Here is a 15,002-nt window from a genome sequence, read left to right on the forward strand (position 1 = left end):
ATGACGCGGTGGCGGCCGAGTGCCGCCGCGCGCTAGTTTTCGAGTACGAACGTCACCAGCAGTGTCGAGCGATACTCGACGATCTTACCTTTGTCGATCGCCGCGTTCTCCTTGAGCACTTCGAGTCCGGTGATGCCGCGCAGCGTCTTGTTGGCGCGCTCGATTGCGTTGCGGACGGCGTCTTCCCAACTATGGGGCGACGCGCCGATGATTTGCGTCTGTCGTGCAACCGCCATGGCTACCTCCTGTGTCTATTCCAAGACGAAGACGAGTTTCATGTCGACTCGATACTCGACGATCTTCCCACCGGTCACCTTGACCCGCTTGGCCAGCACTTCGACTCCCGTGATACCGCGCAGAGTCTTGGTTGCTCGCTTGAGGCCTTCGATGACGGCTTCCTGAAAACCATCGGGAGACGAGGCACGAATCTCGGATACGCGTGCAACAGCCATCGCTGTCCTCCTGCCGATAGTGTCGGCGCTTGAGCAATCTGAGAGACGGACGCCCTCTTTCTAGCAAAGGGCAGGGCGTCTGTCATGCCAAGAGTCGGGGGTGAGTGGAGATTTGCCGCGCGGGTGTCATCTGGTCGCCGGATGCCTAGGCCGCGACGCGCATCACACAACGCGGGTGTCCGGATTGCGATGGTACGCGGGTTGCAAATTTCAGCAGCGATGCTCCGAGAATCTGAAGCGATACAGCGCAAGCAGACCTTCCTGCTGTGCCGCTATGTCCTGATCCTTGCCACTGGTGCGATGGCGTTCATCGAGATCGCCGCACTGGCCTCGCCATTCCCCGTAGCGATCGTGATGGCGGTGGCGATTGCTTCCAACCTCGTGCTGGGCCAAGCCTCGCCGTTCAGCTTCTTCGATGCATGGATGCAGGCGCCGGTGTTGGTCGCCGACACCGCGCTGATTTCGACCTGTCTGCTGCTCAGCCGAGCCGGCGCAGAGTTCTTCATGTTTTTTTTCTTCGTGCTGATCATGGCCGCCAAGCTGGAGAACCTGATCGCCCTCGCCATCGGCGCGACCGCAATCGGCTTCGCGAGTTTTTTGTTGGCGGATTGGGATGCAGGGTGGGCCTCGCCGACGATGATGCGCATCCCGTTCATGTTCGCGACCGGCTTGTTCTTCGGCTACGTCGTGTTGCCCGAGAAGACCGGCACGATGGTTGGCTTCAACGGAGTGCGGCCGCTCTCCTACGTCAACCGCCCGCCGTCCAAGCCGGGGCATAAGCCTGCTCCCGCCTGGCAGTACTAACCTCGATCGACATCGCTGATTCGTCGTTACCGAGTCACCCGGTCGCCTGTGTCGTCCGCGGCGCGTTGACAAGCGGGAGGGGTTCTCCTATCGTTCCGTGCACTGCACGACACTCACCTGTGCGGGCGTAATTCAGCGGTAGAATGCCAGCTTCCCAAGCTGGACGTCGCCGGTTCGACCCCGGTCGCCCGCTCTCTTCGAGAGCCCTTGTGCCACAAGGGCTCTCGCCGCGTTCCTTCGCGATCGCGATGATGTGACACTGCGCCTTGCCCTCGATGCGCAATGACGGGAAGGCATCCTTACGCCCGCGCGGCGAAGCCCTTGAACAAGCGCCACGCATTGCCGTGCCGCACCATGGCTTGTTCTTCCGGCGTGAAGGGCAGCGCCGCGAAGAAGCTCTCCGCCATGCGCACGCGGTCCTCGTTGGCGAAGGGGTAGTCGGTGCCGTAGACGATCTGCGAGATCGGCACGAGGGCGCGCAGCGCGGCGATCTGCTGTGGCATCACGGAGAGGGCCGTGTCGTAGAAGAAGCGCGCAAAGGCCTGGATCGCGTCGGGCAGCGCCACGGCGCGCTCTCCGAGCACGGGCGTCGAGCCGATCGCCGCGATGCGCGGCGCGAGAAACGGCAGCGTGCCGCCAGCGTGAGGGAGAATGAAGTTGATGCGCGGGTGGCGCGTCAGCGCCCCCGAATAGAGCAGGCTCAGCGCGGTGCGCGTCGTGTCGAACGGAAACTCGATCATCGGCGCCGGCAGCTCGAGGCCGAAGGCTTCGAAGCAGCACGGCGACGTCGGATGAATGAAGACCGTCGCGGCGCGCTCGTCGAGCATCTCGAGAAGCGGCGCGAGCCGCGCATCTCCGAGGTAGCACCCTTCGGCGTGCGTCGGCAGAGCGACGCCGTCCAGCTCGAGCTGCTCGAGCGCGCGTTCGAGCTCGGCGAGGCTCGTCGCGACGTCGGGCAGCGGCAGAATCGCGAACGCTCCGAAGCGGCCCGCGTGGCGGCGCCGCATCTCCGCCGCGGCGTCGTTGACCGCGCGGCAGAGAGTCACGGCCTTCGTCCGATCGAGGAAGCTCACGTGCGGCGAGGAGACCGAGAGCACCGCGACGCCAATCCCGACCTCGTCCATGATCCCGAGCGCGCGCTCCGGCGACCAGTCGGGCACCGGCATCCCGCCATCGAGAGTCTTCAGCCCCGCGTCCGCCAGCGCCTGCCGATACGCCGGCGGCAGGAAGTGGGCGTGAACGTCGATCGTGCGTGGGTCGGGCATGTCGTGGAGTCGATCGGTGCGGGCGAGGCTCGGCTCCGCTACCGCGGCGAGGGAAGGCCCTCGGTCCAGGACGAGAGAATGTTAACAAAGCGCTCCGGATCGGCTTGGTGCATGCTGTGAGCAGCGTCGGGCGCTTGGACCAGCTCGAAAGGTTGGCCGGCACTCGCGACTAACTCACGCACTCTCTCCACTTGGAAGTCGGATATGGCGCCCATGAGCGCGCCGGAGACCGGGTCAATGAATCGCATGTGATGGGTGAACAGCAGCGGCGTGCGCACCTGCGCCAACATCCTTTCATGCGGGCAATTCACGGCAACGGTGCCTTGGATGAAGGCCCGACCCCATTCCGGATCATACTCTCTGAGGTTTTGCGCCGGCTCCGCGAACTGGCTGAGAAACTGGTTCGCCGGATGGGGATCTTTGGCTTGTGCCGCCCGCAGACCCTCGAAGTCGCCAACAGACCACTGGTCTCCAAGATAGCGGCTGAGGAGCTCGAAGATGGGTCCCGCCGACTGCCGGATGGAGTGACCGTATTTCGGGTGAACTTCAGCGGTAAAAAACGGCGCATCCTCGCAATGCACGCCCCTGATTTGTCCGGGCATCGCATACGCCGAAAGCCAGGCCGCGAGCAGCCCACCGGACGAGTTCCCGCTGACGATGACCGGCCTGCCGATCGCGAGTGCGATGAATCGCACGAGATCGTTGCCCATGTTGTTGAGGGAGTAACGGCCGGGCGTCCTTGTGCTACGCCCCTGTCCGCGAAGATCGACCGCGAACACCTGGAAGCGCGACTCGAGGAGGGAGATCGCTTTCTCGAAACCCCACCAGGACTCGGTCTGGCCGGGGATCAGCAGAAGCGCCGGCTTGTCGCTCGAACCCGCGACGACGTAGTTCATGCGAACTTCGCCGAGATCGACCACCTGCTCCTCGTAGGTGTGAGGTACAAACACGTCTTGCAGGTCTTGCAGGTTTTGCATCGCGCTCCTCTCAAGGGACGGACGTGGGGTTGTGCCCAAAGCTGAGTCCCACTCATCCCTTGTGCCCCCAAACTCCATCCGGCCAGAAATTTCAAGCCTTTCCGAGGATCGGAGGCTGAGCGAGGATCGCCCGACATGTGCGCCGTTTTCGAATCAGCGCCTGCGCTAGAGCACCGCGATGTCGAGCTCGCGAAGGCGATCGGGGTCTGCAACGACCTCGACCCGCGCGACCTTGCCGTTGGTGAAGGTGAAGGTCAGTACCCGGGACAGCTTGCCGCCCGGCGCGACGATCAATCCGGCCGATCCATTGATGAGCGCCGGCTGTACAAATTGCAGCCCTCGCGAAAGCGCGATGAACTGTTTCGCCCACGTCGAGGCGCCTCTGAGCTCCCGCGGCTTGCCGACCTCCGCTGCCGGGGCATTGATGCGTGCCGCGGCATCGATGCGAACGACGGCATCCGGATCGAGCACGGCGAGGAGTCCCTCGATGTCGCCCGCGCGCGCCGCCCTCAGAAACGCCTCCACCACTTCGCGCTGACGAGCCCTGCCGGCGTCCGATGGCGCTGGCGAGCCGCGCACGCGTCGGCGCGCGCGGCTCGCCAGCTGCTTTGCCGCGTCCGGCGACCGTCCGACGATGGAACCGATCTCGTCGAACGGCATGCCGAACAGATCATGCAGGACGAACGCGAGGCGTTCGGCGGGCGTCAGCGTGTCGAGCACGACAAGCAGCGCCACGCCGACCGAGTCCGCGAGCACTGCTTCGCCTTCGGGATCGGCGCCTTCCCCGCGCACGATGCTCGGCTCGGTGACCTGCGCGCCAATCGGCTCTTCGCGTCGTGACTTCCGCGAGCGCAGCATGTCCAGACACACGCGCGAGACGACGGTCGTCAACCAACCGCCCAGGTTTTCGACGGTGGCCGTGTCGATGCGGTTGAGACGCAGCCACGCTTCCTGCACCGCGTCCTCGGCTTCGCTCAGCGAGCCGAGCATGCGGTAGGCCACTCCGCGCAGCCGTAGCCGGTTCTCTTCGAATCGCTCGGTCAGCCAGCTTTGCTGTTCCATGTTACGTTCCCACCTTCTGCTTCGTCATACCCCTGACGAATGACAAAAGCCCGAGGTGACAGATAAGGATGCTCATGCAGTCTCGAACGTCCAATGCAGCCATGATTCTCCGGGAGAGATGCCTTCTATGAAACGAACCTTCGCTCTTATTCTCGCCGCTCTGGCTGCAGCCGCCCTGTTCGGGGCGCTTGTGCATGCCGTACTGGTGGCCGCGCACGTTTCGGAGCCAGCCGCCACCACGGTTTACGGCCTGACCCCACGGCGACTGTGGGCCACCATGGCCGCTGTGCTGGCGCTGGTCGGCGTAGTCATCGGTGGGCTGGCTCTGCGCCGATCCGCCAGTCGTATCGGCACCGGTAACGGCAGAATGGGGGCCATCGCGGCCCTGGCGGCGGGGCTGATCGCCGTAATCAACGGCGGGCTGAATTTGGCCATCGCCGAAGGTGGTCCAGGCACTGGCAACGGAGTAGTCGGTGGCGCCGCGGCCCTGGTGCTGGGGCTGATCGGCATGGCCCTCGGTGGGCTGGCTCTGGCCCGCTCCCGTCGCACCGGCTGACCCCGCTCGGACAGTTCCGGCGTGACGTCGGTCTGCTCGATTGCAGTATCCGCTGTACCAACAACATGGACCGATCGAACACCCGCTGAGATTCAAGGAGAAGCCATGACCAACCCGAGTGAGATGGTGAGTGTCCGTTACATGGTCGATGACGTCGAAGCTGCCCTCGCCTTCTACACGAAGTTCCTCGACTTCAAAGTTCTGACGAGCTTCGTTCCTGCTTTCGCCGACGTTGCCCGCGGCAACCTGCGGCTGCTGCTCAGCGGACCGACAAGCTCTGCGGCGCGGCCAATGCCGGATGGCACCAAGCCGGGGCCCGGCGGCTGGAACCGCATCCACCTCATCGTCGACGACATCGATGCCGAGGTCGCCCGTCTCCGCGCCGCCGGTGCTCGGTTCCGCAACGACATCCTCGAAGGACCCGGCGGCAAGCAGACCCTGCTCCAAGACCCCTCCGGCAACGTCGTCGAACTCTTCCAACCCGCCGCCACTCGCCTTGGTCCTCGCAGCAAGTAATAGAAAACGGAACCACCGAGGCACAGATCCCCAGGGGATGAGGAGTACGCCGGTAGCCGGGCACGCTCCGCCCTCGTGACGGCGCGGAACAACATGGGCGATCTCAAGAAGGAACTCCCCTCGCTTCGCCTCGATGACGAGCCGCCGCGCTCGCGACGCGGGGTGTGGGTGGTGATCGCTCTGCTTGTGTTCATCGTCGCTGCGGGCACGATCTTCTCGTAGGGCCACGGCGCATTCGCCGCGACGGAGGTCGCGACGACGATGCCGCGCGTCGAGAGATCGGGAGGCGCGCCGCCAGGAACGCCGCTGCTCACCGCGTCCTGATATGTCGTGGCGCGTCGCACAAGAATGCCCAGCGATCCTCGCTGATCTGTCCTTGGCTGCAATCGATCATGCTTCAACCTAAACGACGGCATCGTGCACAATCAAACGGTCATCGTGGCCATAGACACTGGCCAAGACCAAGCCCAGCACGGGCCGTCCAGGTGCAGTGAGCGCTCGTCAAATTTAGGCGGCCCTGGGACGAGAAGAAATGAAATTCCACCACTGGCCTCGTGGAAAACATCGGGCCGACCCTCTACTATACAGAAAAGGGAATGACGTTCGGGGTGAGACGGTGACGATCGACTACGACCCGACGATGGACGAGCTTCGCGGCATTGGCGAGCGCAATCTTGAGTTCATGGAACTCATCGCCAAGCACTGCGCGCACATGAAGGTGGTGCAATCGCCGTTTATGGGTCGCGGTATGGCCGAGGAAATGCTCCATATGCCCCTGAACGGCCGGACGATTCGTTGCGAGCACGCGAGGAAACCGGGTGGATCGGCGATCCGATTGGACTGGATCGCCGTCGAGTTCTATCGGGATAACTGCGTCCAGTGCCCTTTTCGCGAGCCCAGAGGTGTCCCGAACCTCAAGATGTGCGTCGACGAACTCGACCAGCGCGCCGCGTCGGAAGCGACCGCGCGCGATCAGGCCCGGCAGAAACAGAACGCCGAGCGTGAGGCGCGCCGTGTTCACCGCCACCGCTTGATCGCGGGCGAGCCGTACGCCACGATCGAACAAATCATGCACCTCGATCGGCTCGACGCTGAGTCGGCCGATCACGATGCGGGGACGCAGCTGCGTACCGTTGCCCAGCATGCGCCAGAGCTGTTCACGCCCGCGGCCGTTGCGGTGCTCATCGAAACCGCCCGTGTGATTGAGCATCCGGCACTGCTCTCCACGCTGCGCGCCCTGGCGCACGCGGGACGTGTCGACGCCCGACAAGCAACTGGTGTTGCGCTAGAGACCCTGGCGCACTCAGTGATGGTGGAAGCCGCGCATTTCGTTATTGACTTCTCGGAACACGTCAACGTTGGGGCCCTTACATCTGCGCTCGACTCGTTGGTGGTCATCGCAGGCCGCTCGGCCGATGGCATACCCCACGAACCGGCGCCAGAACCCAAGCCGCTCCTCGCAGCTCTACGCATTGCGCCGATCCATGTACTCGAGCGCGTCGAAGCGTGGATCGCTTCCGATGATGATGCCCAGGCATCTTGCGGCGCACAAGCTGCGGCGGCCATCATTGGTGTGGAACCGGGAGCGGCTCCGGTGATTGCGTCGCGGCTTCTCGATCGTCTCGCCCGGGTGCGCGTCGGCCTCTTAACGCGCACCGAAAGGCGGGGGCCGCTGGGATCGATCACGCGCGCGCTTACGGCGGCACTCCTTGCCGGGCCGGCAAAAGTCCGCAATCTCATCGAGCAGCGCGCTCGGTGTCTTTCGCGGGAGCTGCGCGACTCGCTGTTTGGAGCGTTCGACGGCGTGGTTCGTCGTTCGCTTCGAACCGAAGGTGATCCCGCGCTCCCGAGCGACGCTGGCCTGATGGTTGTTGAATTCAGCCTGGAACGGTTGAAGGAAGACTGGGGCACGCAGGTTTCTGTCGAGGCCGCAGATACACTACAGCTGATAGCGCGCTACCACCCCGAGCTCCTCAAGGGACGAGAGCTCAGAGTCTGGGCGGCAGTCGTAGAGGAAGCGCAATGGGTTAAGCCGGCGCCGACGACGCTGACGATCGCGCCCATGGAGGACGAAGATCTCCTCGAATCCATGACGGCCACGAGTTCGCACGGGGGACGGCTCTGGCGTCTGCGATCCACGCTCGACCTGCTCCTAACGCACGAGCCCGACGCCGTCGCAACAACCGTCTTCGCCCTCCTGAAAGAGAAGGAGCTCCGCGACGAGTCGATCCTCCAGATTCGTGCTGAAGCGGTGCGCGTCCTGGGTCCGCTCGGATGCCAGCCGAGATTCCTGCGCTCGGTCATCCCATACCTCTATACGGCGCTCTTGGGGACGGACGTGCGTTTGCGAGCGACCGCCGTGGACGCCTGGGTCGAGATCAGGCAACAAGTAGCAGTCCATGAGCTTCCCGCCGAGCTCGATGCGCTCGTACCGGTACTCCTCGGCGATCCCTATGTCGCCGTCCGGCTGCGCATGCTCAAAGCAGTAGGGACACTCGGCATTGGCGATGACATGATCGATAGCGCGGCTCTCAGAGTCATCGAGGTTGCGACGCAGAAGCCGGAGGCACCGGATGCCATCGAGGATGCCGTGGGGGTGCTGCAATGGCTCGCTTCGCGCACCAAGGATCCGCAGACCGCGATCAAGATTCGGCAGTTCTGTCTCAAGTTCGCGGGGCAGCTCAATGACTACCGCCTCAGAGACTTCGTGCTGCGCGCCCGTGACGACTTCGCGCGTTACCCGCAGTATGCTGATCTCTTGCTCAAGGCGCTGACGTCCGAGCTACTCCTCGACCCGATGGACGATCAAGCGCGATGTCTCGAACTCCTGTGGCATGTGCCTCCGTCGATCCTCGGTGGACGTGTCAACAGCGTTGTCGCGGCGGCGCGTGCTCATCTGCCTCACCTGCCGTATCGAGCGCTTCGTTATGTCGAGGTGCTCCAGCAAGCCGGGCTCTTTACGGAAGCCGCCAACCTTTCCGACGAGATCGTGCTCGCCATCCCCGACACCACCGAGTTCGCGCCACGCCGCTCGCACTCGTTCGCCGTACAAGCGGCCGCCCATCTGGAATGCGAGACTGCCGTCGGCAACGCGGACGGGGTCGCATACTGGCTGGCGCGGTGGCGGGAAGCGCTCGGACTCTACCGCCGCGCGCGCGCCGACGCCGAGCGATGAACGCTCCTGACACCGCACTCGAACACCGACGCGCGACGCGGGCCCAGACACTGGAAGCGTTGAAGCTCGAAGATGACCCAAGGGCTACCGCTGAGCGGCTGGCCCGCGCGAGCGTCGCGGTTCGGCGCGATGCTTCGGCGGGCGACGACACACGCGAAGGCCTGTTCTGGCGCGACTATGCGGAGGTCTTGAACATTGCCGCCATGCTGAATCTTTGGGACGCTTCAATACGCGATGCGGAGCCCGACGCCGACCGTCACCTGCGGGCGGCAAAGCGACGTCTCGAGACGATGCGTGTCTATCAGGTCGATCCGCTCTTCGAGCCGCTCAGTGTGGCGCTCACCTTCATCGCTGCGGTCGCTAGCCCTCGCGAGGTTGGGCCGGCGCTCCAAGCGCTTGCGCGCGTGCCCGTGCCGCTCCAGCTATTGGATCGTGGCCGTGAACGACGACACGGACGACGCGGGATCAGCGAGCAACCTGTCGAGCCGCCGCCCCTTGTCGTGTGCATGTTCGAGATTGATGGCGCCGTGGTGACGCACCCACATGTGATCCATCTCAATCGCGTCTACGAGGTACGGACGCGCGTGCGTGTGCCGCATTGGCCCGAATGGGCCGCTGCTTTGCGGCTGGAGTTCCTCTCGGTGCTGGCCCCGAACGACTTGAGCCTTCCGGTCTTCGAAATGCCGAGGCCTCCCGATACGTACCCAAATGGCCCAAACCTGATCTGCTCCGTTGCGGCCACGGGTTCCCTGGTCCTTCGCGTCGCGCAGGCGCCAGGCGCCGCGCCGTGGCGGCCACGCGTCGCTGCTTCGTTTTTTGCGCCCGCTCGGGTCGAGCCAGCCAGGGTGGCCGGCTACACGGAACTGCGCCTACGTGCCTTCGATGCATCGCGCGATCATCTCACGGGACGAGCTTCGATCGACGAGCGTTTGTTAGCGATGTACAGCCAACTCTGGGAGAGCGGCGTCCCCGACGCCGAGATCGCCGCGTTTTGCCGCTTCTTCACTGCCATTTCCCTCGCAGCACAAGCGATTCAGGCCGACCGCGCGTACGGTGAAGGAAAGCGTTTGAGTGAGGCTGCGTTCCACGACGATCTTGAGCGACGGTTACGATCGGATGCCACACTCGGTGGTCGCCTCGAACGTCGCACGCCGGCGGGTGGTGGCTATCTCGACCTGTTGCACGACGGCATCAACGCCGAACTGAAGATTGAAAACGACAAGCCAGCATCCGTGGATGGCGCAGCAAAGTATATGGGGCAGCCGGTGCAGTACGCGACAGATCGGGGGAGTCAGCTCTCGATCCTGTGCGTCCTCGACCGATCGGCGAAGCGCGCTCCTGTCGGCGAACTCCCTAATTATTTTGGTTGGCTGATCCCGGCGATCCACGGCCTCGACGACGCGCGGTATCCGTCGCGCGTCGGTACGCTCATCATCAACGCTAACCTCCCGGTCCCCAGCCAGTGGTCCCGTCGGCGCGTGTCGAGGGCCAGGCAGCAAGCTGCCCACCCCGGACCGTGATTTGCCGACACCACCGCATTGATCAGTCTGGCGTCGTCTCAGGGCAGCTCCTCGGACTGGCGGTATTCGTGGCCATCCTCATGGGCATCGGTGCGGTGTTCGGCGCAATGAACACGATGTACGCACTCGTCGCTGCACGCACCCGTGAAATCGGCACGCTGCGAGCGCTCGGATTCTCCAAGGTCAGCATCCTGACGGCGTTCGTCGTCGAATCGACGTCCTGGCCATCGTCGGCGGCGCGCTGGGTTGCCGGCTCGCCCTGCCTGCCGACGGCATGACCTCGTCGGCCATGGGCACGACCTTCGCGGAGATCGGGTTCGCTCTCCGGATCAGCGGGACATCGCTCGTGGTGGGAATGGTACTCGCGGTTCTGATGGGTGTCGCGGGCGGTGTGTTGCCCGCGTTCCGCGCGGCACGGATGCAGATCACGTCGGCGCTGAGAGACGCCTAAAACACCCTCGGCGGTAGTGGCGGGCAGCTTGCGCATGCCGAGGTCGTCGACAATCAGCAACGGCACGGTGAGGTGGGCCGAGGAAGAGTGCGTCCTCGCGCTGGGTGATGACGCGTCCGGTCGCGAACTCGAAGATCAGAGCCTTGTTCATCTTGCGCTACCGGGCGCCGCCCGGAGTGAACGCACAGGGCATACGCTTGATGCCGTGGATGAAGTTCGAGCGCAGCATCTCGGGCGGGCCGGTGATTTCGAGATCCGGAAGACGGCGCAGGAGCTCGCGGAACACCACCGCGATCTCGCGCCGAGCGAGGTTGGCGCCCAGGCAGTGGTGTGCGCCCGGGCCGCCGAATCCCACATGTTCGTTCGGTGTGCGCGTGACGTCGAAACGGTATGGCTCGTCGAAGACGGCCTCGTCACGGTTCGCTGAGTTGTACCAGAGAACGATCTTCTCCCCGGCACGCAGTTTCTGGCCGCCGAGCTCCGTGTCTTGGGTCCCGGTGCGCCTGAAGTGCATCACCGGGGACGCCCAGCGCACGATCTCTTCCACCGCGGTGGGCGCCACGCCCTCGAAGTCGGCCGCCCACTTTCGCCGCTCGTCGGGATGATCAGCGAGCGCCTTCATGCCGTGGCTGATGGCGTTGCGGGTCGTCTCGTTGCCTGCGGCCACGAGCAGAATGAAAAACGAAGCGATCTCCTGGTCGGTGAGCACCTCACCGTCGATCTCGGCGTTCAGAAGCTTTGACGTGAGATCATCCTTCGGGTTTCCGCGGCGCTCGGTCGCTAGCTCGTTCATGAGCTCCGCAAGTGCTCGTCCCGAATCGAGTGCTGCGATCAGTGGGTTCGAGCCTGGCGCCACGTATTCCGGGTCGCCGAGGCCGAGGATGATGTTGGTCTGTTCGAAGACGAAACGTGTCTGGCTCTCCGGGATTCCCATCATGTCGCAGATGATGCCCAAGGGAAGCGGCGCCGCGATCTCGGTAACGAAGTCGCACTCGCCCCTGTCGATCACCGCATCGACCAGCGCACGGGCGCGCCGTTCGACGTCGCCTTGGAGCTGCGCGAGCCGGCTAGGCGTGAAGCCGCGCGACACGATGCGCCGCAACCGCCCGTGGCGCGGGTCGTCCATGGCGATCATCGAGCCGAAGAACTCGCCGAGCTCCTCGGGCAGATCGGGAATCTGGATGCCCTTGCCCGAACAGAAGATGTCACTCCTGCGGCTCGCCAGGAGCACGTCCGCGTGGCGAGTCACCGACCAGTAGCCTGGCCCCTTCGGCAGGGGGATCTCCGGTGGCGGCTCGAACTCATTGTGAAACGACATCGGCCGCTCACGCCGCAGCAACGCGAAGGCGCCCTCGCGCTCCTCACTAGGGGCGATCCAGAACTCGAGCTGGTCCAGGTGGATGTCATCGATGCTTGCAGGCAGCTTGGGCTCGAACATACGTGCGGCCTCCTGGTGAACGGAAGAGATCTTCTCAAATCCAAGCGCGCTCCGCCAGAAGGCTAACAGGAAACGATTGGAGTTGTGGATCAGCGGCTTGTCGGTGCCCACGTCATCGGGTACGTCATCGGCCCCGCGTTCAACCGCGGCGGCTATCACTCAGTCACGCTGCGCATGCGTGACCCGTCGATGATCAGCGCCCTCAATTCCGAGCTGGAGCACAACCCGCGCATGCAGGTGCAGGCGGTGCAGGAGTGCAAGTACTGCGAGGATCAGTCTGGTATCGTCTCAGGGTAGCTCCTCGGACTGCCGATGTTCGTGGCCATCGTCATGGGCATCGGTGCGGTGTTTGGCGCCATGAACACGATGTACGCACTCGTCGCTGCACGCACCCGTGAAATCGGCACGCTGCGTGCGCTCGGATTCTCCAAGGTCAGCATCCTGACGGCGTTCGTCGTCGAATCGACGTTCCTGGCCATCGTCGGCGGCGCGCTGGGTTGCCTGCTCGCCCCGCCGGCAAACGGCATGACCTCGGCGGCCATGGGCACGAGCTTCGCGGAGATCGGGTTCGCTCTCCGGATCAGCGGGACATCGCTCGTGGTGGGAATGGTGCTCGCGGTCCCGATGGGTGTCGCGGGCGGCGTGTTGCCCGCGTTCCACGCGGCACGGATGCCGATCGCGTCGGCGCTTAGAGACGCCTAAAACATTCCGCGGCTTTCCGCGAATGCGCCTCTGACGCTTCCCCAGCTGGACGTCGCCAGTCCGACCCCGGTCGCCCGCTCTTTCTTCATACGGGGAATTGCTTTGAGGCAGGGCAAGCGGTTGGCTGTTGTGACCGACGGACGAGGAGCGTGCGTCTTGCTTGATCGAGTTTGCACGCGGTCTGCGCTACGCTGCCTCGGCGATGGCAAACGGCAAGGATACGCTGCAGCTCTGGCAGTGGATTCCGTTGTCGGAGTATCGGCGGCCGGTACCGCCGGTCCACCACAACATCGGGCGACTCTGGCGGAGAGGCACGCCGGCAGAGAACTCACCGAGCGCTCCGACATTGCCCCCACCACAGCGAGGCGCCAGCGGGCGGCATTCGCTTGAGGAAGAGATCGCCGACTCGCTGGCGCGGCACCTCGCCGCGTGGCTCGCTGATCCGACGAGCTCTCCGCGGCTGATCGTGCTCGCGCCGCACTTGGGCATCGAGGACGTACTGCGGCGTGTCGCGCGGTTGACTCGTTCGCCGGTGCTGGAGCCACCATCGTCGGCTGAGATACTCACCCACAGTGAGGCATGGCTCGATCGCCTGCTGGCGATGGGCGACGGACCGGTTGTCGTCCCGGCCCTGCACCGAATGTTTCTGCAGCATGCCGATGGCTTGACCCGACTGCGCGAGCTCCTCACGAGCGTGCACCAGCGACGCGGGCGCACGCTCGTCGGTTGCGAGAGTTGGGGGTGGCGATATCTGCGCAAGGCACTTCGGCTCGGCGCTGTCTTCGGTGAGCCACTGACGCTCCAGGCCGTTGATGCCGACGGGCTCGCTGATTGGTTGCCTGATGCGGGCGGCTTGTCGGTCGACGTTTTGCGCCAGCTTGCCGTCGAATCGGGCGGCAACGTGGCCGTCGCTCACGCACTCGTCACGCGAATCGTGGAGAGCGGGGCCGCGCCGCTGCAATGGCGATCGCGACTGCCCGCCTGGCCGCCGGAGTCGAGTCCGATGGAAACGTTCGTTGCGCACTCCCTGCTGATTCACGGCGGGCTGCCGATCGATGCATTGGCCGCGACGATCTTGGCAAGTGACGACGAGATCCGTGCCGGCGTGGAACACTTGGCAGCCGCGGGCTTGATTGAGGAAGCCAGCGGTACCTGGCGCGTGACGGCGGCGGGATACCCCGCAGTGCGCACGCACTTGCTCGGCCACGACTATGTCGACGATTTCTGATTGCGGCAGGAGCGTACCATGAACGAACTATTCCGCGACTTGCACACGATCAACATTCCGCTCGTGTTGGCCATTCTCGTCGGCGGGGCGCTGACGGTGGCGGCGGTACGGCGAGTGGTACCGCGACTCGTCAAGCGGGCGCCCGCGCGTCTTCGGCACGAGCTGCTGCCGCTCGCGACTGTGTTGCGGCTGACGATCTACGTGGCGATGACCGGGCTGATCGTTCCACTCGTCACGCATCCGTCGCGCGAACGATTCGTCGCGCTCCTCGGCGCCTCAGCGTTGGCGATCGGCTTTGCGGTCAAGGACTACGCCAGCAGCGTGATCGCAGGCATGGTGGCTCTGTTCGAGCGCACCTATCGCTTGGGCGATCGCGTGCAGATCGGCGACACCTACGGCGAAGTGCGGGCCCTGAATCTGCGCACCGTGAAAATCGTCACGCCCGACGATACCGCCGTTTACGTCCCGCACGACAAGATCTGGAACACGGCGATCTACAATGCCAACGACGGGGCGCGGACGATGCTGTGTGTCGCCAAGTTCTATCTCCATCCAGCGCACGACGGCGCGCGGGTGCGGGAGAAGCTGATCGACACCGCGCTCACCAGCCCGTACGCGAATCTGGATCAAAAGGTGGCGGTGATCGCGTCCGAGCATCCGTGGGGAACCGAGTACAAATTGAAAGCCTACGTCCTCGACGGTCGCGATGAGTTCCTCTTCACCACTGACATGACACTGCGCGCCAAGGCCGCGCTGCAGAATCTCGGCGTCCAGTTCGCACTGGTCCAGGTGGCAGCGACTCCAGGGCGCGTGTAACGGTCCCACGCTGCCGCGATCGCGGCGTTCGTCCTCTGCC

The 15,002-nt window shown here is 64.4% G+C and carries 17 protein-coding genes and 1 tRNA gene; 12 read left to right on the forward strand and 6 right to left on the reverse strand.

Annotated elements, in window-relative coordinates; all coding sequences use genetic code 11:
* Nucleotides 1-32: 32 nt before the first annotated feature.
* Both HYR72_06185 and HYR72_06190 read right to left on the reverse strand, forming a co-directional pair.
* Complete coding sequence (locus tag HYR72_06185) at nucleotides 33-236, reverse strand: dodecin domain-containing protein (GenBank protein MBI1814547.1); 204 nt, start codon at nucleotides 234-236, stop codon at nucleotides 33-35.
* 15 nt (nucleotides 237-251) lie between these two features.
* Nucleotides 252-452 (reverse strand): dodecin domain-containing protein, encoded by a 201-nt coding sequence (locus HYR72_06190; protein ID MBI1814548.1) that lies wholly within the window; start codon nucleotides 450-452, stop codon nucleotides 252-254.
* Nucleotides 453-671: 219 nt separating this feature from the next.
* Here HYR72_06190 and HYR72_06195 point away from each other — a divergent pair, with 219 nt between their 5' ends.
* Both HYR72_06195 and HYR72_06200 read left to right on the forward strand, forming a co-directional pair.
* Nucleotides 672-1,256 carry a hypothetical protein gene (locus HYR72_06195; protein ID MBI1814549.1) on the forward strand — a complete coding sequence of 195 codons (585 nt, stop codon included), beginning with the start codon at nucleotides 672-674 and terminating at the stop codon, nucleotides 1,254-1,256.
* Nucleotides 1,257-1,377: 121 nt separating this feature from the next.
* Nucleotides 1,378-1,449 (forward strand) — tRNA-Gly (locus tag HYR72_06200).
* Nucleotides 1,450-1,555: 106 nt separating this feature from the next.
* Here HYR72_06200 and HYR72_06205 read toward each other — a convergent pair.
* The 3 genes from HYR72_06205 to HYR72_06215 all read right to left on the reverse strand — a co-directional run bounded on the left by HYR72_06205 (nucleotide 1,556) and on the right by HYR72_06215 (nucleotide 4,560).
* Complete coding sequence (locus tag HYR72_06205) at nucleotides 1,556-2,521, reverse strand: amidohydrolase (GenBank protein MBI1814550.1); 966 nt, start codon at nucleotides 2,519-2,521, stop codon at nucleotides 1,556-1,558.
* A gap of 38 nt (nucleotides 2,522-2,559) precedes the next feature.
* The gene (locus HYR72_06210) at nucleotides 2,560-3,498 is read right to left on the reverse strand and encodes an alpha/beta hydrolase (GenBank protein ID MBI1814551.1); all 939 of its coding nucleotides are present in this window, start codon (nucleotides 3,496-3,498) and stop codon (nucleotides 2,560-2,562) included.
* Nucleotides 3,499-3,663: 165 nt separating this feature from the next.
* Complete coding sequence (locus tag HYR72_06215; protein ID MBI1814552.1) at nucleotides 3,664-4,560, reverse strand: sigma-70 family RNA polymerase sigma factor; 897 nt, start codon at nucleotides 4,558-4,560, stop codon at nucleotides 3,664-3,666.
* Nucleotides 4,561-4,687: 127 nt separating this feature from the next.
* Here HYR72_06215 and HYR72_06220 point away from each other — a divergent pair, with 127 nt between their 5' ends.
* The 6 genes from HYR72_06220 (at nucleotide 4,688) to HYR72_06245 (ending at nucleotide 10,778) form a co-directional block, all read left to right on the forward strand.
* A complete protein-coding gene (locus tag HYR72_06220; GenBank protein ID MBI1814553.1) occupies nucleotides 4,688-5,116 on the forward strand; it encodes a hypothetical protein in 429 nt (142 codons plus the stop codon).
* 105 nt (nucleotides 5,117-5,221) lie between these two features.
* Nucleotides 5,222-5,632, forward strand: coding sequence for a VOC family protein (locus HYR72_06225; GenBank protein ID MBI1814554.1), 411 nt, complete (start codon nucleotides 5,222-5,224; stop codon nucleotides 5,630-5,632).
* A 616-nt stretch (nucleotides 5,633-6,248) separates the two neighbouring features.
* Nucleotides 6,249-8,807: a hypothetical protein gene (locus HYR72_06230; protein MBI1814555.1), complete on the forward strand. Its 2,559-nt coding sequence runs from the start codon at nucleotides 6,249-6,251 to the stop codon at nucleotides 8,805-8,807.
* A gap of 584 nt (nucleotides 8,808-9,391) precedes the next feature.
* A complete protein-coding gene (locus tag HYR72_06235; protein MBI1814556.1) occupies nucleotides 9,392-10,327 on the forward strand; it encodes a hypothetical protein in 936 nt (311 codons plus the stop codon).
* An 80-nt stretch (nucleotides 10,328-10,407) separates the two neighbouring features.
* Nucleotides 10,408-10,605 (forward strand): ABC transporter permease, encoded by a 198-nt coding sequence (locus tag HYR72_06240; GenBank protein ID MBI1814557.1) that lies wholly within the window; start codon nucleotides 10,408-10,410, stop codon nucleotides 10,603-10,605.
* Between the two features lie 11 nt (nucleotides 10,606-10,616).
* A complete protein-coding gene (locus HYR72_06245) occupies nucleotides 10,617-10,778 on the forward strand; it encodes a hypothetical protein (GenBank protein ID MBI1814558.1) in 162 nt (53 codons plus the stop codon).
* 157 nt (nucleotides 10,779-10,935) lie between these two features.
* Here the strand turns inward: HYR72_06245 and HYR72_06250 are convergent, their stop codons facing one another.
* Nucleotides 10,936-12,216 (reverse strand): cytochrome P450, encoded by a 1,281-nt coding sequence (locus HYR72_06250; protein ID MBI1814559.1) that lies wholly within the window; start codon nucleotides 12,214-12,216, stop codon nucleotides 10,936-10,938.
* An 84-nt stretch (nucleotides 12,217-12,300) separates the two neighbouring features.
* Between HYR72_06250 and HYR72_06255 the strand changes: the two genes are divergently transcribed.
* The 4 genes from HYR72_06255 to HYR72_06270 all read left to right on the forward strand — a co-directional run bounded on the left by HYR72_06255 (nucleotide 12,301) and on the right by HYR72_06270 (nucleotide 14,962).
* The gene (locus HYR72_06255) at nucleotides 12,301-12,513 is read left to right on the forward strand and encodes a hypothetical protein (GenBank protein ID MBI1814560.1); all 213 of its coding nucleotides are present in this window, start codon (nucleotides 12,301-12,303) and stop codon (nucleotides 12,511-12,513) included.
* A gap of 15 nt (nucleotides 12,514-12,528) precedes the next feature.
* Nucleotides 12,529-12,918: an ABC transporter permease gene (locus HYR72_06260; protein ID MBI1814561.1), complete on the forward strand. Its 390-nt coding sequence runs from the start codon at nucleotides 12,529-12,531 to the stop codon at nucleotides 12,916-12,918.
* A gap of 160 nt (nucleotides 12,919-13,078) precedes the next feature.
* Nucleotides 13,079-14,146: a hypothetical protein gene (locus tag HYR72_06265; GenBank protein MBI1814562.1), complete on the forward strand. Its 1,068-nt coding sequence runs from the start codon at nucleotides 13,079-13,081 to the stop codon at nucleotides 14,144-14,146.
* An 18-nt stretch (nucleotides 14,147-14,164) separates the two neighbouring features.
* Nucleotides 14,165-14,962, forward strand: coding sequence for a mechanosensitive ion channel (locus tag HYR72_06270; protein MBI1814563.1), 798 nt, complete (start codon nucleotides 14,165-14,167; stop codon nucleotides 14,960-14,962).
* The last annotated feature ends 40 nt before the right edge of the window (nucleotides 14,963-15,002 follow it).

It is taken from the genome of Deltaproteobacteria bacterium (assembly GCA_016178705.1).
Classification (GTDB): Bacteria; Desulfobacterota; Binatia; order HRBIN30; family JACQVA1; genus JACOST01.